The following is a 23,829-nucleotide window of genomic DNA, read 5'->3' as shown; positions in this document are numbered from 1 at the left end:
GTATAGCCTTCATTCCGCACCTCAACCATTAATCAAATTATGTGCTATAATTCGACATTCTTCGATAAAACTCCTACTTCCATTTTACCGCGTATACAAATAAATAGTAAACAATTTCACGCCAATTGCGAAAAAAAAAATACCCCCCGATCACTAAGATCACGGGAGGAAGGGCTATCCCTTTCATTAAACCATACGTTTCTTAATTGCCACGCGTCGAAGCATCAAAAAATTCATCCCCACTATGCACGCCATCACGATAACCGCAAGCACGACCACTACAGCGATCGGGTTGCGATCGACCTCGAACACGGTCTGCATGAGCCTTCCCATCCAATCGGATGAGAGGACCAGCTCCATTGCCATCGCGGGCAATAGGGCAGCAACGGAGATAATCACGCCAATCTGCCACCGGAATCGAACAAAACCTGAGCCGATGATCCAGCCGCTTCCGAAATAAGCAAAGAACAAAAAGAAATATTCAAAGAAAATACCTATTAATTGGTCGGAAGAAGAGAATATATGCGGATTTTTAAGCGCTTGCGTCCAATTGTTCTGCTCATAAACCATTTGCTCAATCGGATACCCTGCTGTCATGACTAACGCAAAGATGGCCGATATCAGCGTTACCAGGAAACTGCCGCCGATGATAAAATGCTTTCTCGTCACGCCGCTGGAAACGAAGCTGGCTAACGATAATGGCGTCAATAAAATGCCGATAACCATAAGAAAGATTTTGGGCGAGCTGGACGCTCCTTCCCATGCGCTTTGCGAATCAAACCCTTCACTGTTAAACATATTGGAATTCAAGAACACGGCAATGCCTAGAAATATAGAGATGAAAACAATCCAATAAACGATGAACGTCCAACGATAGGTGTACAGCAGCTGGCTGGCTACATTATGGGCGGGATGCTTTCTCGTTCTGCTCATTGCTCATCCCCTCCTTCCTTGTCAGATGTACGAATAAATCCTGAAGCGAGACCGGACCTAGCTCAAGTCCAGCGGCAAGCGCACGTTTGCGATGCCCCTCCGTCAGCTCTCCGAACACCGTCACCGACTTCGTTCTGCCCAGCATCTGCTGCCCTAGTATGGTCAGCCCCTCAGTGATTTGGTCGACCGCCTGTTCCGGGCCGGTAATCGAAGCTCCGCGCGATTTGAGCACATCCGTCTCCTCGTGCATAATAAGGCGGCCTTGATCCAAGATAAGCACCTCCTCGAACAAGGAACCAACCTCCTCGATCAAATGGGTCGATAAGATAAACGTACGCGGCGTTTCCATGTAATCCTTCAGGAGCTCATCGTAAAACGCATAACGCGACGGCGCATCCATACCGAGATAGGCTTCATCGAATATAGTCACCGGAGCACGGCTAGCGAGGCCGATGGTTACGCCAAGCGCAGATTTCATTCCTCGCGAGAGCGCTGACACCTGTTTTTTTAACGGCAGCTCGTATAACGCTATTAAGTGTGCAGCGTATTCGCTGTCCCAATTCGGCCAGCAGCTCGCCGATAGCCGAAGAACGTCAGATACGGAGGAGCTGTCTGACATATAGCCGCTTTCCTGGATAAAGCAAACCTGCTCCATTATTTTCGCGTTCTCGAATGGCGCTTCTCCGCCGATGGTTACATTGCCATTCGTTTGTTCGCGATATGAAGCGAGGATAGACAGCAAGCTTGTTTTACCGGAGCCGTTCCGACCGAGCAAGCCATAAATCTTACCGCCTGCAAGAGAAAAAGTCACATTTTTGATCGCAGTAAACGAACCGTATTTCAATTGCAGATTGTTAACCTCAATGCCAAGCGTCATGATTCATCGCTCCCTTTCGCCTGTTCGATTCGTCCAATGATCTCGGAGATCGGCACGCCGATGGTTTCTGCTTCCGCCAGCATTCGATCAACGACCTCTTCGAAAAAACGCTCTCTACGCTGACTAAGCAATGACTGCCTCGCTTCACCGCTAACAAACATGCCAATCCCCCTTTTCTTATACAAAATGCCTTCCTCCGTCAATAAATGAAAGCCTTTCGCTGCCGTTGCCGGATTAATCCGGTAAAATGCCGCATACTGATTCGTAGACATAACCTGCTCATCCTCTTGTAGTACTCCGCTAACGATATCGTCTTTGATTTTGTCTGCTATTTGCTGGTATATGGGACTACGATCATCAAACAAGTGATCACCTCTTTACTTGTGTGGTTCGTTACTTATGTAACTAACCATATAACACAATGAATTCCCTGTCAACAATTAGTAATGAAAGCTCGTCCGGTATGCTGGAGCATACACATAATAAAAAGCTGCCTCCAGGAGGCAACCACCTCCCGAAAACAGCTTTCCGTTTACCTATTGGCTGCAACCTGCCGGTGGCCAGCTTAAGATTCGCCGGCTTGCATCCCTTTCATCCATCCCAGCAGCTCGCTGCTGACAACCTCCAATTGTTTCTCGGGCTTAATGCCCGCCGGCTTGTCTCCCTTCTGGGTGCCATATGAACCGAACTGTCCATGATTGCCGCCTTCAACCGTAACGTACTGCGTCTGGCTCGGCATATATTGTTTTCCTTTGCCCCATGCTTCCCAATCCAGAACCCCATCATTTGATGCGGTTATTTGGAGGATCGGGAACTCGGCATCCGCTAGGCTCCCTTTTTTATCCGCATAAGCAGCCAGATAAAATACGCCGTCTATCTGGTCCATGTGCCCTGCGGCATATCGTGATGCAAACACGCCACCAAGCGAATGCCCGCCGATGACGTAGCTTTCGTCTGGGTGCTCGGCAAGGAAGCTATCTGCTTTGTTCGTTCCCGTAAACGCTAAGTGAAGGGGCATGCTAGCGATATATACCCGGTGCCCGGCTTCAGCCAGTTTGCGAGCAAGCGGTGCATAGCTTTTAGGATCTACCAAGCCTCCCGGATACAAAATAACATTCGGCTGGATAACCGCATCCTTATCTGCTTTCGGTTGAAAACGATAGCCGGCTTGTCCGATGCTGACCTCGACTTGCTCATCGCTTTTCATTGCAGCCTTCGCCGCATCGGATGGCGTATAGAGCATGACTTGGTAAACGACAGCAAGCAATAATAACAGCAGCAAGGCAATAGCTCCTGCCCATATTAGTCTCTTCCGCTTCCGCCACTGCTTAGGCTCTTGTAACGCTTGTGATTGTTGACTCATACCTGCACTCCCTTTATTCCAGCATGCTCATGAGCAGCTGTTGTGATTTCAAAGCTTCCTCGGCGTCCACTTCAAGCACATTCATATTCTGAACGCGGACGATCTCACCCGTTTGAACGATCTCAAGCTGCTCAAGCCCCGTGCCTGCATGCCGATGCATGGCGGTGGATACCGTGTAGCCTTCAGACGTGTCGAAATGATGCTGCGCGTGCAGAAGCTGCTTCTGCTCATTCGTTCTCACCGTGCCCGTTACTGACGTTAAAGATCCCTTCGCAAGCCAAATTGCGGTATCTACAACATGAAGATAGTCATCGAGCATCGTGAAGACTGCAATAGGCAGATAAACCTTCTGTGCAATGCCTCCCAGACCAACCATACCGATACGCGGCTTGCTCATCTGCTAACGCCTCCCGTTTTGTCCAGCCTTTATCATACGCTAGAACGCATGTCTCTAGCAAAGCATGCCTGCTAGCCTAGCTTTCTTCGCGGAATTGATTATCAACGAGCAACGAATCGGATAAAAAAAGGATATTTCTCCATCAGGCGAAAGCCTGCTAAGAAATACCCTTTTGACCCTATTCGCTGCTTATCAAACCTAGTCCTTGCATCATGTTGTAAATAAGTACGGCCCCCTGCGCGCGATTTGCTTCGGCAGCCGGGCTAATTCGGCCCTCGCCCGTACCATTCATCCATTTATGCTTTACGGCATAAGCTGCTGCTTGGCGCGCCCAAGGCGCAATTTCACCTTCATCGCTAAATTCTTCTAACCATTTACCCGCTTCCTCAGCAGGCAAAGCTTCCTCGTGTCCGGCATACTTGAGCGCATTGAAAAGGATCGTCACCATCTCTTGGCGGTTTATTACGTCGGAAGGCCTGAAGGATCCGTCCTCATATCCATTGATGAGCCCCAAGCGATAACCCGTCATGACAGCATCGGCATACCATTGCCCATCCTTCACATCTATAAACGCAGCTGCTTGCGCAGGAGCTGGCTTAACGCCTACCGCCCGCAATACCATCGTTATATACTGCGCGCGAGTCACCTCGCCAAACGGCTGAAAGCTCTTGTCATTCATTCCTTGCACGATAAATTTGTTGCTTAACGCTTGGATGGCTTTTATCGCATAAGCTGCATCCTTCCCGTCCTTAAAGCTGGTAACATGCCTCCATATCGTGTAATTGCCGCCATTCTTCAGCTTCAGCTCCGCTTTCCCTTCTCCATAGCTGGCCGGGACGCCATACACGCTTTCTTTCATACCGCCCGTTAACGATACGGCAGCCAAATCCTGTTCGGCAACACCCGTACGTAGTTGAAATATGAGCTTAGCATAACCAGCTTGATATTCGAGCGGCCTGACAGTGCCGTCGGCGTTCCATGCTTCCAGCTTCAAGCCAAGCAGCGGGGAACCCACCGATTCTGAGCTATTTAACTGCATGACTCGTTCAGCTTCCTTCGTTTCCGTGCTTGCGCCGCCAAAGGCATGCAACGTAATCCGAATCGAGTCGGTCAAAGGGTCCACTTGCTTCGCTAACTCCTGAAGCGGAAGCTTCAATGTGCCAATAGCAGTCCGCAGCTCTAATTCGGCCTCTGGGGTTTGCTTTGCCAGCTGCGCGATCGCTGCCGGAATCTTCAGATCCACCTGGTCCACGGAGCCAGGCAATACGCCAATAATAACGGATGCAGGCAGCGGTTTTAGCGCAAGCAGGGCATCCACGCCGCTTTTGCTTATCGTAATCTCTGCGGAACCATCCGCTGTCTGACGCGCAACTGCGTTCTGCAGGATGGCTTGTCCGGCTTGGCCGCCTATGGACTGGTCGAGCAGCCCGCTTCCAGGCGTCGGAGAGACGCCACCCGTGCCGCCGTCTCCGCCAGTACCTCCATCTCCTCCATCACCGCCACTGCCTCCATCTCCTCCGCCTGGTTCGCCTGCTGAACGTAACACAGAAAGCTCATAGCTGCGAATTTGGCCGTCCCTCGCGGTAACTGTTATTGCAATGGATTCCCTCTCTCCTTCCGTCAGCGCGATGGCTGCAGAGGGCGCTCCGCTTTCCACAAACTCGCCATTCACTTCTATGCGAGCCCCCTCCTGCCTCGCAGAAGGCGTAATTGAAATGCTCGAGACTTTATTTTCGACTTTAGCCGTGTACAGGCTCCTACTACCGTCGAATGCTTCGTTTAGCGATCCGGCAGACAAAGCGATTCCCGCTAATTGATTTTGCAAAAACTCGAATTTTTGGAGCCGGTTGTTATTGCTCTCGGTTACCAGAACATTACCGCGCAGATCCACCGCGATGCCTCGCAAACCATCGAAGGCTCCTTCTTGCTTGCCCGTTTCTCCCCAGCTTTCCAGAAGCTCTCCGTTAGGAGCATATTTCAGGATGCGATTATTCACGCTATCGCCAATATACACATTGCCCACAACGTCAAGTGCGATATCCGAAAGATATCCAACATCGTCTTCGCCTATTTCCGCCCACTCGGCTTCGAGAGGCTCGCCCGTAAGCGTAAACGTCTGTACATGGATGGAGTCCGTCACATATACGATGTTTCTCTCGCTATCCACTGCAATGCTTTGAGGCCTAAAGCTAAAAAAACCGCCGCTATAATCCGGTTTACCGGCAAAGCTGGCAATGTTCTCTCCTGCAGAATCAAACACTTCAATGGTATGTCCGCTTGTATTCGCGACATAAACGTTGCCTTCGCGGTCGAACGCCAAGTCGCGCGGATCGCCAAGCCGATTGCTGACAACGGCAATCGATTCATCCGCCGGATCATACTTAATCAGATTGCTATTGCTTGTCATATACAGCTGACCTGCCTCATTAACCGCTAGCCCCAAAGGAGAGAAATCGGACTCGGCGCCCTTTTCCTGCACATAACCCAGCTCGCTATTAAGCTGCTGTACGCGATTATTGCCTTGATCCGCTACAAATACGTTGCCGTCAGCGTCAACTGCAATGTCTTCGGGGATATAGAATTGTCCCGCCTCGCCGCCTAGGCTCCCCCATGTATCCAAATGCCCAAGTGAAGCATCGAACTTCTGAATACGATAATTATATTGGTCCGCAATATACACGCTTCCGTCGTTCGCTAGCGTTATCGCTTGCGGCGAATCGAACTGCCCATTGCGTCTTCCTTCCTCCCCAACCACAGCAGCCTGCCACTCCGAGTCGAAACGCACGAGAAGGTTATTGCTTCGATCCGTCACATATAGATTGCCTTCCCCGTCTGGCTCGATGTCTCCGATTTCGTCAATGGCTACCGGAGCCTGCTCTCCATCCCATTGATCCAGCAGCAAGCCATCGCCGCTTAGCTTTAGAATGCGGTTGCCGTTCTCAGCAACGTAAAGCTGCCCCGATGCATCAACGGAGATGCTTGACAGGCGGTTGAAGCTGCTGCTTCCTTCCTCCGCTGTCTCATAGGTCGTCCAGCTCCCGAAATCGGACTCCCCCTCTTCGAGCAGCCATATTTGATTCAAGCTCTCATCCGCTGCATAGACTCTCCCTGTCGCCTCATCAACGGCAATTGAAACAATGTAGCCGAATTGTTCCGCTCCGTTCCATTCCTCCACGATCGTGAAATCGTAGTCTGCGCCCACTTCCAGCTTAAATATCGCAGTTCCGTCAGTCACATAAACAAAACCGGCTTTAGATACAATCAATTTACGCGGGCTAAAATCAGCACCGTCAATGCTTCCGAGCTCGCCGAGCTTCTCTCCCTCCGCATTAAATATGCTGATTTCCCGCTTGTTCCACTCCGTGACGTATACGTTTCCGTTTCCGTCTGCCGCAACGCCCGTTATGGATTTGAAATAATGGGCATTCTCCGGTGCCATCCGCTCGAAGCTGTAGCTTCCGGTCGTCCCTTCCGCCGCTGCGATGCCTTGTCCCATTCCTGCCCAGCCGCATGAGAACAAGGATGCCGCTAACGCCAACTTTGCTGCTCGGCTCCCGCCTACTAATCGAAACAATTGTCCCACTTCCCTCATCGTGATTTTTCTCCTGTATTAGAGCGCTTTATCGCTTTTATTGATACTAGCAACTAATAAACAGCAAAACGATTGACGAAAGTTAACTTTTGCTCGATTTTGTCGGAAAAGGTAGCCTATAATAGAATAATAGACAATTTTGTCATCACTAGCGGAGGCATTATGAACCCATCACTTCATCACGTATTTTTGCAAACCAAAACCGTGCTTCCGGTTATGCGTTCAAACCTCGTTACCCGAAATCGACTAACCGACCGGCTGAACGACGGCACTCAGCGCAGATTAACAAGCATTTGCGCTCCTGCGGGCTTTGGTAAAACAACGCTTCTGAGCCAATGGCTTCATCAAACAAGCGTACATGCAAGCTGGCTTTCTTTGGATGCACGCGATAACGACATGATTCGTTTCTGGCGTTATGCCGTGCAGGCAGTCGCTTCGATGCCATCCGTTCAGCCCATGGAACATTTTGCCGGGCTGCTGCCGCTGCTCTCCTCCGCATCCATCGATACTTTTTTGGACGCCTTTATTAATGAGCTGCATATGCATAATCAACCGATTGTCCTCATCTGGGATGACTACCAATATATACAGCACCAAGACATTCATAGCAGCACGGCTTATTTCATCGACCATCTTCCGATAAATGCCCATTTGGTCATTGCTTCGCGATCGGAGCTGCCTTTCTCCCTCGTCAAATGGACGGCCAAATCCGAGCATCTGGACTTTAATATCGGCCAGCTCCAATTCACGCGGGATGAAACGGAAACCTATTACAAAGACACCGCGCTGCTCCCTTTAACAGCCATACAGCTGAATGGCATATTCGAGAGAACCGAGGGCTGGGTTACTGCACTCCAGCTCATCTCCATCTCGCTTCAAACGGAGACCGATTACGACCGCCTCATCGCCAGCTTCACCGGCGGTCACCGCGCCGTTGCTGACTTCATGTTTCAAGAAGTATTGACCGGGCTGCCTGAGGAGATGTCTCAGTTTCTGCTTCAGACCGCTATGCTGGGGCGCATGGATGCCGAGCTCTGCAGCGTGATCACGAAGCATCCCGATTCCCGCTGCATGCTGGAGCAGTTGAAAGCCCGGAGCCTATTCCTGATTTCGCTCGATGAGCATAACGAATGGTTCCGGTATCATCATTTGTTCGCTGAGTTTTTGCAAAATCGATTAAAGCAGCTTCATCCTGACCTGTGGATGGCTTATAACCGTGCCGCAAGCATCAGCTTGGCCGAGCGCGGATTTACCGTTGAAGCGCTAGACCATGCCATTGCTGCGCATGACTCTGCGCTTACGGAAGAGCTGCTAGAGAAGCATGCGCCAGCACTGTTAATGCAGGGCGAATTCTCCAGCCTGCTGCGCTGGCTGGACTTCTTTCCCCATACGCCAGCTGGAAGGACGCATGAAACCTCGCTTCTTCACGCCTTCGTGCTCATCGTTAACGGTCAGCCCGACCGCGCAGAGGAGATGCTTGCGCATATTGAACAGCTTCCCGAAGCCGCCCACGACCAGCAGATGCAAAGCGGCCTATTATTCGCGAAGTCGAACCTGCTGTTCTCAAGCGGCAGATTCGAGAAATGGCTTTCCTTTGCCAGCAAAGGCTTAGATGACATGCTCCCGCATAGCTCGATTTATTATAATTTCAACTACAATCTGACGGAGCCGCTCGTTCGGCGCACTTCCTTCGGCATGAACGGCACGCTCACCGCAGACACCGAGCAGATCGCAATACTTTTTACCCATACGCTCAAAGCGCATAACTGGAACGAATCGCTAATCAACCTTTACGTGATGCAATCCCTCTGCGAAGGCTATTATGAGTGGAACCGCCTGAAGGAAGCTGAAGCTCTACTAGGCATCATTGACCGCGCGGCTCGATCGAGCAAAACTTTCGGGCTTTTTGTGCCTAACCGCATCACCCAAGCCATGGCTTACATGGCGCAAGGACTTTCCTATTTGGCCCATGATACGATCGATGAAGCAATGCAATTTGCTTTGCTTGAGCAAGCTAGCCTACATTGGAAGCAAGCTCTAATCGCATGTAAAATTCGCCTGCACCTGTTCGATGGAAGCATTTCCCTTGCCAAGAAGGAGCTTCCGAAGCTGCAAATCTCCCTGAAGGAGAAGCCGGTCTTCAACCGCTATTTCGAATACGTGACGCTTGCGAGGCTTCTGCGAGCGCAGCGGAAAGAAACCGAAGCGCTAAGGATTGTTTCCTATCTAAAGCCTCAAGCCATGAGAGAAGGACATCTGGTGAGCACCGTTGAACTGGCCATTTTTGAAGCTTGCTTGATGGATCAGCTAGGCCGCAGAAAAAACGCGCTCAGCATTTTGCACGAAGCGCTTGCGCTGACTGAGCCGTTCGGCTATTTGCGGAGCTATGCGGACGAAGGCGAGCGTATGCGGGCATTGCTCCATAGCTATATGAAGCAACGCCTGCTTACGCCGGAAGCATTCCCTGCTGGCTCTGTCTCGGAGGACTACGTACAAAGGCTATTGCAAGCCTTTCCTGCGAGAGGTGCCAAGGCTTCCTCCGATTCAAAGCTAGAGGAGCTTAGCCGCAGCGAGCTTCAGCTCCTTCAGCTTATCCGTCAAGGCGCTTCGAACAAAACGATCGCCCAGACCCTCATGCTGTCCGAGGGAACCGTCAAAGTCTATCTCTCTCGTATTTATGTCAAGCTAGGCGTTTCCTCGCGTACGCAAGCTTTGCTTGCCGCCGAAGAACTGCAGCTGCTGAAAGAAGATTAGCTCACAGCTAACATAAAATACCCAATCTTTGCCGGAAATTTGGTACACTAATAACAAATTTGTTTGTATAAGGATGATGACAATGTCGGATGACAACGGCCGCGACGATCTTGCCGATCGCCGCCGCAACAAGCTGAAGGTGCTTCGTTTCGATAATAATGGCAAGGATTTAGTAGAATCCGAGAAGCCGGAAGAAAATTTCGCGGACGTCGGCGGGCTTGAAGACGTGAAGAAGAAAATCCGCATGAACTTCATATTGCCGCTTAAGCAGCCCGAGCTCTTCGCGGCTTACGGCAAGGAGGCTGGCGGTAGCCTTCTGCTCTACGGGCCTCCCGGCTGCGGTAAAACCTTCCTTGCGCGCGCGGTTGCAGGCGAGATTGATGCCAATTTCATGCATATCGAGCTTCAAGCCATTCTTGGCATGTACGTCGGGCAAAGCGAGAACAACCTGCATGACATATTCGAGAAGGCGCGCGAGAACAAGCCCTGCGTTATTTTCATCGATGAATTGGACGCCATGGGCGGCAGCCGGAACCAGATGCGCCAGCATCATGACCGCATACTTGTGAATCAGCTTCTGATGGAGCTCGACGGGCTGCGTACCTTTAATGACCAGGTATTCGTAATCGGTGCAACCAATACGCCGTGGTACCTCGATTCCGCACTGCGCAGACCAGGCCGATTTAATCATATGATCTTTGTACCGCCGCCAGAGGAAGCCGAACGGGCTGCCATTCTGCAGCTGAAGCTAGCAGGAAAACCGATGTCCTCGCTTGATTTGAGTAAAATCTCCAAAGAAACCAAGCATTTCTCGGGTGCGGACTTGGAACAAATCGTAAAGGATGCCGTCGAATGCGCACTGGAGCGCACGCTCGAAACTGGGGAAATTCAGCCCATCGTACAGGATGACCTGAAGAAAGCGTCCAAGCAGCGGAAAGCGACCACGCTGGATTGGTTCGCGACAGCCAAAAACTACGCCACCTTCAGCGATGTTAACCAAGACTACCAGATTGTTTTGGATTACATGAAGCAGAGCGGATTGAAATAATGACGATAGAGCGAGGAAATGACTGGGATGGATAATTGGGATGAAGAGCTCCAGAATAAGCGTTACCAGGAAATCGAACAACTCATCGCATGGAAGAAGCTTGATGAAGCGCGGAAGCTAGCCGTCTCCCTCATTCAGGATACGCCGGAAGACTCGAACGCTATCGCGCTGCTCGCCCATATTTGCCTGCTTCAGGATCAATATGATCAGGCGCTTCATTGGGCAGGCCAATCCCTTCGGCATGATCCGGAGAATACGTTGGCCTGGTTCGTGCGAAGCAATACCTACTACACCATGGAGCACTGGAAATCTGCCATGGAGGCGATCGTCGAAGGTCAGCGCATCGATCCCTACGAGCCCCATTATTATTTCCTGCGCGCCAATATATGCAATAAGACGAGCAAATTCGAAGAAGCGAGAGACCTCTTGCTGAAGGCGCTTGAAATATCGCCCGAAAATGCTTTGTATCTCGCTAATTTAAGCTATAATGAAGCGCTCCTTCGCAATTTCTCCGAGTCAAGGCTGCTTGCGAGCAAGGCGCTGCGCCTTGAAGTCGAATCCGATCTTGTTTATCTCTACCTTGCTTGGTCCGCGGAGAGACGGAATGATTATGATGACTACCTGATCATGCTGAAAAATGCCATACGGCTGGACCCCGATGATCAGCAAATCCGCAAGGAATACATGGAGGGACTCCAAAAAACATACAAGCTTTACCGTGTTCTCCTCTACCCTAGCACCTTAGCCAAACGAATGAAGCCTTGGCAGGTGCTCGTCATATGGATTGGGCTTTGGATTATTTTCAGGCCGCTCGTCATTGTCTTTATCGTTCTCTATTATGCTACCTATTGGATTACGCGCTTAATGGTGCATGTTAAGCTCTTCGGCTGGAACTTTCGAAAATAACCGCTTTCCGAACCGTTACAACCCAAACTTGTGTTTGAGCTAAAAAACATCGCTCGCGCTTCTAAGCGTCGTTAGAAGCGGAGCGATGTTTTTCGTTTCATCCTATCTTGATTTCGAACTGGAAGCTGGTTAACGCACGCGAATGCTTATGATTTCGAACGGTTTAAAGCTCAGCTGTACGGCACCATTCTGAATGTCCAGTAGATGGAGATCCTCTTCCAATAAATTGACGACAGCCGCCTCCCTTGCAGCCAGCGGCAGCCGCAGCGGCAGCCGCAGCGCCACCATCTCGCGTCCTCCAGCTGATTCATATAACCGAAAGATAGTTCCTTCTCCCCGCTCGGCAGCCTTGATCGTATCCAAAATGACATGTCTGCTCTCAAACCGCACCAGTTCTTGCTTCGAAGGCAGTGCGCTTGGTAGCCTGAGCAGATCGGATTCGGCCGCAGCGGCGGCTTCGCCTTCCACTACCCGCACCGGATGATTAAGCTCCATCGCATGCCGCAGAACATGGGCATTGCGCCAATCCTGCTCATGGGGATACAGCGAATAGGTAAACGCATGTACTCCTTGGTCAGCAGTCATGTCCGGCCATCTTGGAGCCCGCAATAAGGAGAGCCTCATTGTGCTTTCTTTAATGTCATAGCCGTATTTGCAATCATTCAGCAAGCTCACTCCGTAATGGCCCTCGGATAAATCCGCAAAACGATGTCCGCAAACCTCATATTGCGCCTGCTCCCAGCTCGTATTCGTATGCGTCGGCCTCTCCAAAGCGCCGAAAGGAATTTCATAAGTAGCCTTGCTGGCAACAATGTCGACCGGAAAAGCTACCTTCAGCAGCTTATGCTCCTCCTTCCAGTCGACTGTCGTTTTGAAATCGACACGCTTCTTATCATGATAAAAAACAATATGCTGTATGATGAAGGATTTGCCCAGCTGCCACCTAAAACGAAGCACGTCCTGCGCTTTCCCTTGGACGATAACCTCCTTGCTGACCAGCTGTGCGGAGGCTGCTCGCTGCGCCTCGAATCTTGGGTCGATATCCCATGCATCCCAAATTAAAGGCTTATCGAAAAACAGCTGAAATTCATTCGCCTTCTCACCGGTCAAGACCAATTCGCGGCCCGCGGACTTATCATGCCAGCGAATGATTTCGCCTTGGGCATTAAATGCGATTGCATAATGCGTCGTTTCCCATGAATCGCCCAGCTCCGGCTTAACCGTTACGCCCTCCGTCCCTGCTAACGGTGTCGGCCTGAGCCAAAGCGTCGTATAACCGAAGGCAGGAATGTTCTTCACGCTAATATCCAGCGTTACTTTGCCGTCTTTCCCTACATGTTGCAGCAGATCGCTTTCAAGCAAATTTCCATTCTCATCGAATGCTGCGCATGGCTGACGTTCGTCCGTTAGCTCGATCGATACCATATCATCCCTATCCCAGCCTAAGCTGTTGAATACGAAATACGGGATGCCTTCACCTTGCGCATGAATGCCCCTTCCGAGAGCCGTCAGGCTTTGCTCCAAGCACGCTTCGCCAAGCTTGAACACCTGCTCGTACTCTTCGGCCGATGTCACATACGTCTCCGGAATAGCCGTGCCCGGAATGATATCATGGAATTGGTTCAGCAAGATAAGCTTCCATCCCTCATGCAGCATCGCCTGTGCCGCCTCCGCTTGGCCTGGCTCGAAGGCGTCTCGAGCCAGGCTGCTCCAAATTTCCGCCTCCCGGTATAGAACTTCGGCTTTTCGGTTGCTCCGCTTATTGCGTGCATGGGTCGTATAGGTGCCGCGGTGCAGCTCCAAATATAAATCGCCATGCCACTTCGGAAATTCCTCCCTACGTTCCCAGGCGTTTCCGAAAAACTCGGCTGCCGTGCTGAAATGGCCGCTGGGCAAATCGACCATCAGCTCGGAGCGCTTGGCAAGCTCCACCATTTCTCTAGTCACGCCGCCTCCGCCGTCTCCATGGCCATAAAGCAGCATCAGCTCATCCAGCTTGTCCTTGTGCCGGTATGCTTCCCAATGCTCATGAATGTCCTTCGGCTTTGTATGCACGTTCAAGCTGTGGCTCAAATAGGATAAGACAGACGTGCCGTCGATGCCGACCCAGTGGAATAGATCATAAGGAAAACGATTGGTGTCATTCCAGTTTAATTTGGTTGTCATAAAATAATCGACGCCTGCCAGCTTCAGCAGCTGCGGCAGGGAAGCGCAATAGCCAAACGTATCGGGAAGCCATTCGATCGCGGAGGTTTTGCCGAATTCCTCTTTATAAAAGAGCTGCCCGTATAGTATTTGCCGCACAAGGGACTCCCCGCTCGGAATGTTCAAATCCGGCTCGACCCACATGCCGCCAACCAGCTCCCAGCGGCCTTCGGCTACTCTTTCCTTGATTTGCGCATAGAGGTCGGGGTAATGCTCCTTCGCGAAAGCATACAGCAGCGGCTGACTCTGCGTATAAACGAAATCCGGGTATTCCTGCATTAGCGTGTTCATCGTGGAGAACGTTCTGCTTACTTTGCGCACGGTCTCCCGAACTGGCCATAACCACGCAACGTCGATATGCGACTGGCCGACCATATGTACCTTGCCGTTAACACCCTGCGCAGGCGCGATCGCTTTGACCTGCTTGGCAAGCCTTTCCTCCAAACCAGTCAGCCAGTCTCCGTCTATGCCCCCGGCATCCAGCTGACGTTCGGCCTCATCCATCGTTTCATGCAACGCCTCCTTGATCCTCAGCCTTTTCAGATCCTGCTCCGGCAGCAGCAATGCAGACTCATAGACGGCTTTCATGCCATACATCAGGCTTTGCAGCGGTTTATTGACGCGGACAAGCTGGATCCGGATATAAGGTATCGGCGGAGCAATCGTCGCCTGCGCATTTAAAGGATCGACCGGCTCGGGTATCGGGTCGTACAGCTCGATTTCAATATAGGGATTACAACCGGCTCCCTTCATGTGCAGCGGGACAAAAGAGTGGTTGCGGTCTAGGCCGTGGTACGGAACGCCGTTTACTTTCAGCAGTCCCTCGCCCCCGCCATCTACGGCCAGTCCGGCAATATCCGATTGCCATGCATATGGAATTTCAAGCCGTTTTCGCAAAAAATAAGTCACGCCCTGCGTGCTGTTCAAAGGATCCATGGCCTGAACGAAGAAATCATCTGACTCGTATTCATAAACGCCGGGCACGATATAACGCGCTTTCCTCATTTCCCAATCGGGAAGCGGGATTGCCTCCTTCCACTGCATGCCTGCCAGCTTCTGCAAAAAGCGGTTTATTCTATGCATGTTTACCCTCATCCTTTACCATTAAGCTTCCGCTCACGAAATCCTCGGCATTTTTTCCGACCATGATTATAAACTCACCTTCTTCTACGACCGGTTTGAAGCTTTGATCGATTAGCTGCAAATGCTCGCGAGAAATCGGGAATGTCACCGTCTTCGTCTCGCCAGGCTCCATTTGCACTTTGCGGAAACCCTTCAGCTCCTTATTCGGCCGCGTTACCGAGCTGGTCTTATCCGTTACATACAGCTGTACGACTTCCGAGCCCGATACCTGGCCCATATTAGTCACCTCGATTTGAACGGTTGCTTCTTCGTCAGGACCGATTCGCTGCGGAGAGATTTGCAAGCGTCCATACCGGAATTCCGTGTAGCTAAGCCCGTAGCCAAACGGATACTGCGGCTTGTTGTCCATTTCCAAATACCGCTTGCCTCTGCTCCTCTTGCCGTTATAGTAAACCGGCAGTTGGCCCACATGCTTAGGTACGGAAACCGTCAGGCGTCCCGAAGGATTCACATCGCCGAATAAAATATCGGCAATCGCATTCCCGCCCTCTTGCCCCGGATACCATGCTTCGACAATGGCGTGGGCATGCTCGTCAATCCATGGCTCCACGATCGGACGGCCATTGATATAGACGATGATGACCGGCTTTCCTAATTTATATATTTCTTGAACGAGCTCCAGCTGAACGCCAAGCAGCCCGAGACCAGCACGGTCGATCCCTTCGCCGCATTCCATGTCGCTCCATGCATGCTCGCTAACCACCGATGCACCAGTACGCAGATCAATCGTGCCTTCGCCGAAATCCCGAGCGCTGGAGCCACCGATTGCCATAATGACAACGTCTGCTTGCTCCGCGCAGGAAATCGCATGCTCGAAGCCTTCTCTGGCATCGCCCCTTATCCGGCAGCCGAGCGCGTGAAGCACCTGCTCGTCCGCGCCGCTTCCCAGCTTATTGCGGATGCCGTCCAGCAGCGTAACAATTTGGCCGCGCTGCTGAGGCGAGGTATAATCGCCCAATTGATTGTACCTATGGTCGGCATTCGGTCCAATAACGGCAATCCTGCGCATATCTTTTTTTAACGGAAGCGTCTGGTCCGCATTTTTTAATAACACAATGCTCTCCTGCGCAATTTGCCTGGCGAGCCGGACATGCTCGGAGCATCCAATTACCTCTACCGCTTTTTCAGGATTAACATACGGATTCTCGAACAGTCCTAGCTTGAATTTAATGCTTAAAACGCGTCTTACGGCATCATCCAGCTCGGTTTCTTCCAGCAAGCGCTTTTGCAGCGCCGACTCCAGATGCTTGCCGAACATTTCGCCCGACATTTCCATATCGACGCCCGCTTTCAGAGCGAGCGCGGCCGCATGCTCGCCATTCTCGGCTACGTCATGTCCCCATGCCAGCATGTTGATGGCGCCGCAGTCCGTAATGACGAAGCCGTCAAAGCCCCACTGCCCGCGGAGCAGATCCTTTAATAAATAAGCATTGGAGGTGCAGGGAATGCCGTCGATTTCGTTATAAGCGGTCATTACGGAGAGAGCGCCTGCCTCCACGCCCTTGCGGAACGGAAGCAGATCCGATTCATGCAGCTCGCGCATGCCCATATGGACAGGTCCCGCATTTCGTCCACCCTCCGAGCTGCCGTAAGCGACAAAATGCTTAAGCGTCGCAATGACGCTTCCCTCCGCATCCAGCCTTTCTCCCTGCAGCCCCTCCACTGCCGCCACCGCCAGCTCGCCGATTAAAAAAGGATCCTCGGCGAAGCATTCCTCCGTTCGGCCCCACCGTGGATCGCGCACGACGTCCAGCACCGGCGAGTACGTCGCTGCCCCGCCTTGGCTTCTCGTTTCCAGCGCAATAGCCCGGCACATCTCGCGGTACAAATCGACATTCCAAGTGCTTCCCACTGACAAAGGCACAGGAAAGACGGTCGCGCCTATTGCCATATGGCCATGCGAGCACTCCTCACCGAACAAAATCGGAATGCCAAGCCGTGAGTTTTCGATCGCGAAGCGCTGGATATCATTAATCGCCCTTGCCCCTTCTTCAGGCGAGAGGCCGTTCTCAAGCGTAACCTCCGTCCATGGATCGGCACGCAGAACGCCATATAACGAGCCTATCCCGCCGTCCTTTACCTGCATTTGGAAATCGTCCGACAGTATGGCCTTTCCATTTTCCTTCACATATGTTTTCCAGCCAAACGGTTGCAGCAGCTGGCCAATTTTCTCATTTCGCGTCATTTCCTTTAGCAGATGCTCTACCCGTTCCGGGATCGGGAAAGATGAGTCCTTGTAGCTCATAGTTGATTCTCCTTATCATGCTCCATATATAGCAGCAGGAAGCATACCCTAAGGTTATACTCCCTGCCAGCCATTCGTTATTCTTATTCTGCTTTTTTGATCGCGTTGCCGTAGATCTCAATATATTTGGCGAGATTCAAGCCGTCAAAGCCTTTCACGTAGGCATCCCAATCCTTCTGGATGTCTTTGCTGCCTATAATGAATTGAGCCATATTGGTTGTTACATAATCTTGAATCGATGTCGTCAATTGCGATGCGGCATCCGTGTCCTCCGGACGAATAAAGACGCCGGACGGGTAAATCTCTTTTGGCGAATAAGGGGCGAACGCGTTCGTTGCTTGCGCAAGGCGCGTTTCGTAGCCGTCAGGAGCGAGCGGATCCTGTCCTACGGCAAACAGATCGCGGAATTCCTTCGTCAAGTCCTTCGGGCCCATCAAAGACCAGCTGTCATTGCGGATAGCGTCCGGATCAGCTACCGGAATCCCTTTAAAGCTGTATTTGGCAGCTTGGCCGTCAATGTTTTTCTCGTCGGCTTCCGCTGTTTTCCAGCCAATTCCTTCTTCCGAGCCATATTCGCTCTTAATCGCGCCTTCCTCGCTGAAGGCATAATCCATCATTTTAATCGCAGCGATTTGCTGTGCCTCGGAAGCTTTGTTCGTTAGGGCGAATTGGAATTCGCTAATGCCCTGCGATGCGCCTGCCAGCTGCACGCCGTCCGGTCCTTTGAGCGGCGGTACGATTACCCAGTGCTTATGTCTGCTTAGCTTCTCATCGTACGGGTTGACCAGATAGCTAACGAGCGCAGTCGTAATCGAGCCTACGATCTCGTCGCCCTCGCGATTGCCAAGCTGGCCGATCGCTTGATCGTTTTGGGTAAATGCCGCCGGATCGATTAGACCGTCCTTATACAGCTTATTCATGTAAATTAAGCCTTGCTTCCAGCCTTCCTGGTTAGCCGCAAAGCCGACTTTGCCATCGTTCAAGGTCAAATATTTGCCATTATCGTTATAGATGAAGGAATTCATTAAATAAGCGTCGATGTTGCCGTTCCATACGTTTTTGTTCGGTGCGCCCGTAAGCGGGATTTCATCGGCCTTGCCGTTTCCGTTCGGATCCTTTTCTTTGAAAGCTTTCAATACCGCATAAAGCTCGTCTGTCGTAGTCGGAACAGCCAAACCAACCTTATCGAGCCACTCTTGGTTCATCCAAAACTTTTGCGAGAACGTACAATGGTAGCATTCATTAAGGCGCGGAAGAGCGTAAATGTTGCCGTCCGTTGCCGTAATGGCGTCTTTAAAATACGGTTTCTTCTCCATCATCGCTTTAATGTTCGGAGCATATTGATCAATCAAATCGTTTAAAGGAAGGAATACGCCTTGCTTGCCGTAAGTCAGCAAATCCGTATGCGAGAATTTCCCCTCGAGGAAAACCTCCGGGTAATCACCGCTGGCAAGCAGCAATTGACGGCGGTCCGTCAGCGCGTCCGCAGGAGCGAGATCCCATTTTATTTTGACATTGAATTTTTCCTCCACGTGCTTCGTATAGCTGTTGTCCTCTAAGGGCGCTTTCCCTTGGGGAGCAAAAAATGTCATCGAAACCGGCCCTGCTTCTTCGGTTGTATTTTTGTCTTCGGTGTTCGTAGCCGCATTATTGCCTTCATTGCTTTTTCCGCAAGCCGACAAAACCAATGTGACGCATAATACGAGTGCAAGCATGCTGAAAAATGTTTTTTTCAAATGGACCCCTCCTAAAATGGTAGTTATATCCTTCTCGCTTCCTGCTTACTAGTCCAGCCGCGCATCAAGAGCTCGCCGCATCACCTCCCTAGTATAAATGAAAACCCGCTCAACCTTTCAATGAACCGATCATGACGCCTTTCACGAAATGCTTTTGCACGAACGGATACATAATGAGCACCGGGACCGAAGCTACGACGATCAACGCGTATTTCAGCACCTGCTCGAAGCCTTGCACCCGCGCCTGCTGGGCGGTATTGGCCAGCATTTCCGGATCTGACGCATTCAGAATAAGCAGGTTTCGCAGCACGTATTGCAGCGGGAACAGCTTCTCCGACCGCAAATAAATGAGAGCGTCAAAGTACGCATTCCAGTGTCCAACCGCATACATGAGAGTCATTACCGCGATAATCGGCTTTGACAGCGGCAGCACGATGCTAACCAGGTACCTCAAATCTCTGCAGCCGTCAATTTGCGCCGCTTCGGACAATTCATGCGGAATCGAGGATTGAAAAAACGTTCGCGCCACGATGACCTGGAATACCGAGAACGCGCCCGGCAGCCACATCGCCCAGCGAGTGTCCAGCATGTCCAAGTCTTTGACTAGCAGATAGGTAGGAATGAGTCCTCCGCTGAAGAACATCGTAATCATCATGAGGATCATGACCAGATTTCGGCCGTAAAAGCTTTTGACCGACAACGGATACGCAAGCAGTATCGTGAACAATAAATTGATTAGCGTGCCGAACACCGTATAGATGATGGTATTGTAATAACCGTACATCAATTGAGAGCTGTTGAAGATCGATTTGTACGCCTTTAAGCTGAACTCCACGGGCAGCAGCCACACCTGTCCCGATACGACAGCTCTCGGCGAGCTGAAGGATGAGCTAATAATATAAAGGAGCGGATACATGACGGCTAACATAAGCAGCGCCAAAAAGATGTAAATGGCTAACAAAAACATGCGGTCCCCGAACGATTCCTTTATTTTTTTGGATTCTATCATGTTCATCCCTCCCTACCATAAGCTGGTTTCCGATATTTTCTTCGCAAAGGAATTGACGAGTAGCAGCAAAATCAAATTAATGACGGAATTGAACAAGCCGACCGCCGACGAGAAGCTGAAGTTCGCCCCGACGAGCCCCACTTTATACACGTAAGTGGATATAACCTCAGAGGAGCTTAAGTTGAGCGGATTCTGCATCAAATAGATTTTTTCAAAGCCGACGCCCATTACGTTTCCGAGGCTAAGGATAAGCATGATAACCGTAATCGGGATTAGCGAGGGAAGATCAATATGAATGATTTTTTTCCATCTGGAGGCGCCGTCTACTCTTGCAGCCTCATACAAGGAAGGATCTACGCTGGCAAGCGCCGCAATATATATAATGGAGGCATAGCCCATTTCCTGCCAAACCCCCGACCACACGTAAATCGATTTGAAAAATTCCGGAACGCCCATGAAGTTGGTCATTTCCCAGCCCAAGAAGGAAAACAATCTGTCTATGACGCCGACATGGGGCGTAAGCATGAGCATAACGATCGAAACCATGACGACGGTAGAAATAAAATGCGGCGCGTAAGTGACCATTTGCACCGATTTCTTGAATTTCCCCGTTCGTACTTCATTCAAAGCAAGAGCGAGCATGATCGGAATCGGAAAGCCGGCAAGCAGCGAATAGAAGCTGACGCCTAAGGTGTTTTTTATGATCAGCCAAAAGTTCGGAGAATTGAAAAACGTTTCAAAATGCTTCAGCCCTACCCATTGACTGCCCCAAATGCCCTGTATGACGTTAAAATCTTTAAATGCGATCTGCACGCCGAACATCGGCACGTATTTGAAAATAATTAAATAGAGGACTGGCAGAAGAACCAAAAAGTACAATTCCCAATGTTTCTTTATTTTGTTCCATGCCGACAGCTTTCTTTTGAAGCGCAGATTGTGAATGTTCGTCTTCTCTAACGCGTTCGCCTGTACATGATTCATTCGCAGCTCTCCTTTGCAGCAATGTTACGAAGCCATTATTGCCGTTGTCGATTATGTCCTGCCCATATATCGATTCTAGCCCGTTTACGAAATCTTCATCAATTCGTAAGATTCCTGCACATCACCTTTTTCTAAATGGGCGATATCTGCTGCTAGTTAAGCCGATTCATGCATTTTTCACATATCATTCATAATTCTCCAGCCTAGAGCGCCTAAGCATTCCGCGCCTTTTCCAGACAATCAAAAAAAAGAGCCCCGAGTATGCGGAACACCGCGCTCAAGGCTCTTTCCTTCATGAATCCCCGCTGCTTAACTGCCTTCCCCAAGCTGCTTTCGAAAGTCGCGCGGCGATAAACCAACGACATTTTTGAAAGCGCGGTTAAAGGAATTGTAATTGTAATAACCAACCTCGCTGCTAATTTCCTGCATCGGCTTTTGCGTTTTCAAGAGCATTTGCTTCGCGTTGGCGATTCGTAGGCCAATGAGGAAGTCGACGAAGTTTTCCCCGAATTCCTCCTTGAACATTTTGCTCAAATATTTGGAGTTGAATTGGAACCTGTTGCTCAGAAAATCAAGCGAAAGCTCGGAATTCGCATAGTTTTCTTCAATATAAGTCCGTATCTCCATAAATAGCGTCTTGTTGCTATGCGATTCCCGCTGCATCTGCATCTTCTCGTTCATAATGGCGAAAATGCTGCTGCAGCCCTGCTGCAAATCATCGAGGTTATCCCAGCGCATCGCCAATTCGCGCAAATCGGTATGAACGGCCCGCCAAATATTGCGATATTCCTTCGATAACTCAAGCACCTCGCCCTCCAAATGATGGACGAAAAATTGCAGCAGGCTCTCGATTTCTTTGCGGGGCAGCAGCGAATCCCTGATCTGATCGAAAAATAAGTTCAAATATTTCAGCCATTCATTCTCGGCAAGGCGCAGTGACTGCGAAAGCAAATAGATGGTTTTGAAATACTCTTGAATTTCGGTCTGCGGCCTTATCGTATCTTCCAAAGCTATGATCCGGTTGCTTCCGAGAACCGCTTTATACTGCAAGCAATAATTCGCCTTCTCGTATGAGCCGCGCAGCTCTTCCAGCGTATTCGCCGGCTCTCCGCGCCCAATCGTAATATTGAAGCTGACATTTTGCTCAATCCAGGTCCGGCACTCTTGGATGATATAATCGTTTTTCTCCATTGCGTCCGCTTCTGACGGCAGCCAAAGGATGAAGGATACCCGGCGATCGGTCGTCCATTCCGCCCATACCGTCACGCCAAGGTTTTTGGCCGTTTCGTGAATAACGCTGTAAAGCGTAAATTTCAACAGCGATTGATCCCTTTCGTTGTAAATCGCCTGAAAAGCGAAATAATCATCGATTTCAATGACGTGAACCGTCGATATTTTCCCCTTTACGTCCAAATCATAACTGCGAAGCTCGGAAACCCAGGCTTCATCGGTCAAATGAACGGCACCCTCAAGCACCTGATGAAAATGATATTTCTTTTGCAAAATAAGCTTCTCCCGGTATTGCTGCTGGACTTGCTTCGTTTCGCTCATCAGGTTTTCAAGCGTGTTTTGGATAAAAATAAATTCACTCTCGGAAGCCGCTCCCGCTCCTTCGCTCTTGGACGAATACGTCTGAATGAGTGATACGAGCTGCTGAATCGGCTTATAGTTCCGTTTGGTCACGTAAATAACCCATAGAATACCGAACACCACGACGGCAATCGCAAATACGACCCATACATTGTAAAAGGTAAGCACGAACTTAAGGCCATTCTTGTCCAAAATACCGCTATTAATCTCCCACCCCGTGTACGGAGACGTATAATTGGCTAAGACCGGTCCCGTAGCCGATGGATCTACTTCATCCCCAAGCAGATTACGGCCGTCATCGTCTATCATGCTGACAAAGCTGATATCGGAGTTATACATGCGGCTAACCGTTTCCTGCAGCTTTGTTAGGCTGACATTGACGACAAAATAGCCCTGATTCACTCCCATATTGAACGGGGCCGTCCGTACTAAGCTGATGACGTTTTCGGCGTCGATGTCGGAATCGGAAAACGCTTTATACGTTCGCTCTCCCGACCACTTAGCGCCGCTTTCCTGCTCTTCATATTTCTCGATAAACGATTTATCCTGAAAATCCTCGTATGTTCTAGGAACATCGCCAAATATAAATTCATCTTTGAATCGCATGAAATAGATGGAGTCAATAATCGGATAGTTGAATTTCAACTCATCCATCACTTTAAGCGCTTTAATATTGGCAGCCACATCCATGCTGTCCCTGCTAAAAAAATGGCTGATATCGGGATTCGTCAATATTTCCCGTACGACCTGATAATCGATTGCCTTTAATGAATTATCCGTAAAAAGGATGACCTGCTGCGCCAAAAAATCATTGGCCTTTATCGCTTCTCTTCGATTTTGTTCATTTAGGGTTTGGAAAAAAACGACAAATAAAATCATCGTCACGATAAAAAAGATCGGTAGATACGATAACAACAAACGGCGAAACCACATTTTGTTCAACCCTTGTATCACCTTCCTCTTGTTTACCTATAAGCGTACCTTATCTAAAAGGGCAGGACAAGATACATCATTTCCTATTTTGGATATCCAAAAAACTGACGCCTGCAG

General features: G+C 50.3%; 15 protein-coding genes. 3 read left to right on the top strand and 12 right to left on the bottom strand.

Annotation, left to right across the window (positions count from 1 at the left end; translation table 11 throughout):
- Positions 1-186: 186 nt before the first annotated feature.
- From AC0YN3_RS27735 to AC0YN3_RS27710, 6 genes are all read right to left on the bottom strand, one after another.
- On the bottom strand, positions 187-933 hold the full coding sequence (locus AC0YN3_RS27735) for a hypothetical protein (RefSeq protein WP_475778142.1): 747 nt from the start codon (positions 931-933) through the stop codon (positions 187-189).
- Positions 902-1,810 carry an ATP-binding cassette domain-containing protein gene (locus AC0YN3_RS27730; RefSeq protein WP_475778141.1) on the bottom strand — a complete coding sequence of 303 codons (909 nt, stop codon included), beginning with the start codon at positions 1,808-1,810 and terminating at the stop codon, positions 902-904. The genes AC0YN3_RS27735 and AC0YN3_RS27730 overlap by 32 nt, the downstream gene beginning before the upstream one ends.
- Positions 1,807-2,175 carry a GntR family transcriptional regulator gene (locus AC0YN3_RS27725; protein WP_475778140.1) on the bottom strand — a complete coding sequence of 123 codons (369 nt, stop codon included), beginning with the start codon at positions 2,173-2,175 and terminating at the stop codon, positions 1,807-1,809. The genes AC0YN3_RS27730 and AC0YN3_RS27725 overlap by 4 nt, the downstream gene beginning before the upstream one ends.
- A gap of 200 nt (positions 2,176-2,375) precedes the next feature.
- Positions 2,376-3,173, bottom strand: a complete 798-nt coding sequence (locus tag AC0YN3_RS27720; RefSeq protein WP_475778139.1) for an alpha/beta hydrolase — start codon at positions 3,171-3,173, stop codon at positions 2,376-2,378.
- A 13-nt stretch (positions 3,174-3,186) separates the two neighbouring features.
- The gene (locus AC0YN3_RS27715) at positions 3,187-3,570 is read right to left on the bottom strand and encodes a hypothetical protein (RefSeq protein WP_475778138.1); all 384 of its coding nucleotides are present in this window, start codon (positions 3,568-3,570) and stop codon (positions 3,187-3,189) included.
- A 178-nt stretch (positions 3,571-3,748) separates the two neighbouring features.
- On the bottom strand, positions 3,749-7,162 hold the full coding sequence (locus AC0YN3_RS27710) for an S-layer homology domain-containing protein (RefSeq protein ID WP_475778137.1): 3,414 nt from the start codon (positions 7,160-7,162) through the stop codon (positions 3,749-3,751).
- A gap of 162 nt (positions 7,163-7,324) precedes the next feature.
- On the opposite strand from AC0YN3_RS27710, the gene AC0YN3_RS27705 reads away from it, so the two are divergent.
- The 3 genes from AC0YN3_RS27705 (at position 7,325) to AC0YN3_RS27695 (ending at position 11,870) form a co-directional block, all read left to right on the top strand.
- Positions 7,325-9,916, top strand: a complete 2,592-nt coding sequence (locus AC0YN3_RS27705; RefSeq protein WP_475778136.1) for a winged helix-turn-helix domain-containing protein — start codon at positions 7,325-7,327, stop codon at positions 9,914-9,916.
- Between the two features lie 82 nt (positions 9,917-9,998).
- Positions 9,999-10,964, top strand: coding sequence for an ATP-binding protein (locus tag AC0YN3_RS27700; RefSeq protein ID WP_475778135.1), 966 nt, complete (start codon positions 9,999-10,001; stop codon positions 10,962-10,964).
- Between the two features lie 27 nt (positions 10,965-10,991).
- Positions 10,992-11,870 (top strand): tetratricopeptide repeat protein, encoded by an 879-nt coding sequence (locus AC0YN3_RS27695; protein WP_475778134.1) that lies wholly within the window; start codon positions 10,992-10,994, stop codon positions 11,868-11,870.
- Between the two features lie 129 nt (positions 11,871-11,999).
- Here AC0YN3_RS27695 and AC0YN3_RS27690 read toward each other — a convergent pair whose 3' ends face one another.
- The 6 genes from AC0YN3_RS27690 to AC0YN3_RS27665 form a co-directional block, all read right to left on the bottom strand.
- Positions 12,000-15,158, bottom strand: a complete 3,159-nt coding sequence (locus AC0YN3_RS27690; RefSeq protein WP_475778133.1) for an alpha-mannosidase — start codon at positions 15,156-15,158, stop codon at positions 12,000-12,002.
- Positions 15,151-17,463, bottom strand: a complete 2,313-nt coding sequence (locus AC0YN3_RS27685; protein ID WP_475778132.1) for a glycoside hydrolase family 3 N-terminal domain-containing protein — start codon at positions 17,461-17,463, stop codon at positions 15,151-15,153. The genes AC0YN3_RS27690 and AC0YN3_RS27685 overlap by 8 nt, the downstream gene beginning before the upstream one ends.
- A gap of 83 nt (positions 17,464-17,546) precedes the next feature.
- A complete protein-coding gene (locus tag AC0YN3_RS27680; protein ID WP_475778131.1) occupies positions 17,547-19,199 on the bottom strand; it encodes a type 2 periplasmic-binding domain-containing protein in 1,653 nt (550 codons plus the stop codon).
- 109 nt (positions 19,200-19,308) lie between these two features.
- Complete coding sequence (locus AC0YN3_RS27675; RefSeq protein ID WP_475778130.1) at positions 19,309-20,208, bottom strand: carbohydrate ABC transporter permease; 900 nt, start codon at positions 20,206-20,208, stop codon at positions 19,309-19,311.
- Positions 20,209-20,220: 12 nt separating this feature from the next.
- The gene (locus tag AC0YN3_RS27670; RefSeq protein ID WP_475778129.1) at positions 20,221-21,189 is read right to left on the bottom strand and encodes an ABC transporter permease; all 969 of its coding nucleotides are present in this window, start codon (positions 21,187-21,189) and stop codon (positions 20,221-20,223) included.
- Positions 21,190-21,498: 309 nt separating this feature from the next.
- The gene (locus AC0YN3_RS27665) at positions 21,499-23,712 is read right to left on the bottom strand and encodes a helix-turn-helix domain-containing protein (protein WP_475778189.1); all 2,214 of its coding nucleotides are present in this window, start codon (positions 23,710-23,712) and stop codon (positions 21,499-21,501) included.
- Between the last annotated feature and the right edge of the window lie 117 nt (positions 23,713-23,829).

This window comes from Paenibacillus sp. J22R232, from assembly GCF_056269165.1.
This window is presented reverse-complemented; position numbering and strand designations above follow the sequence as displayed.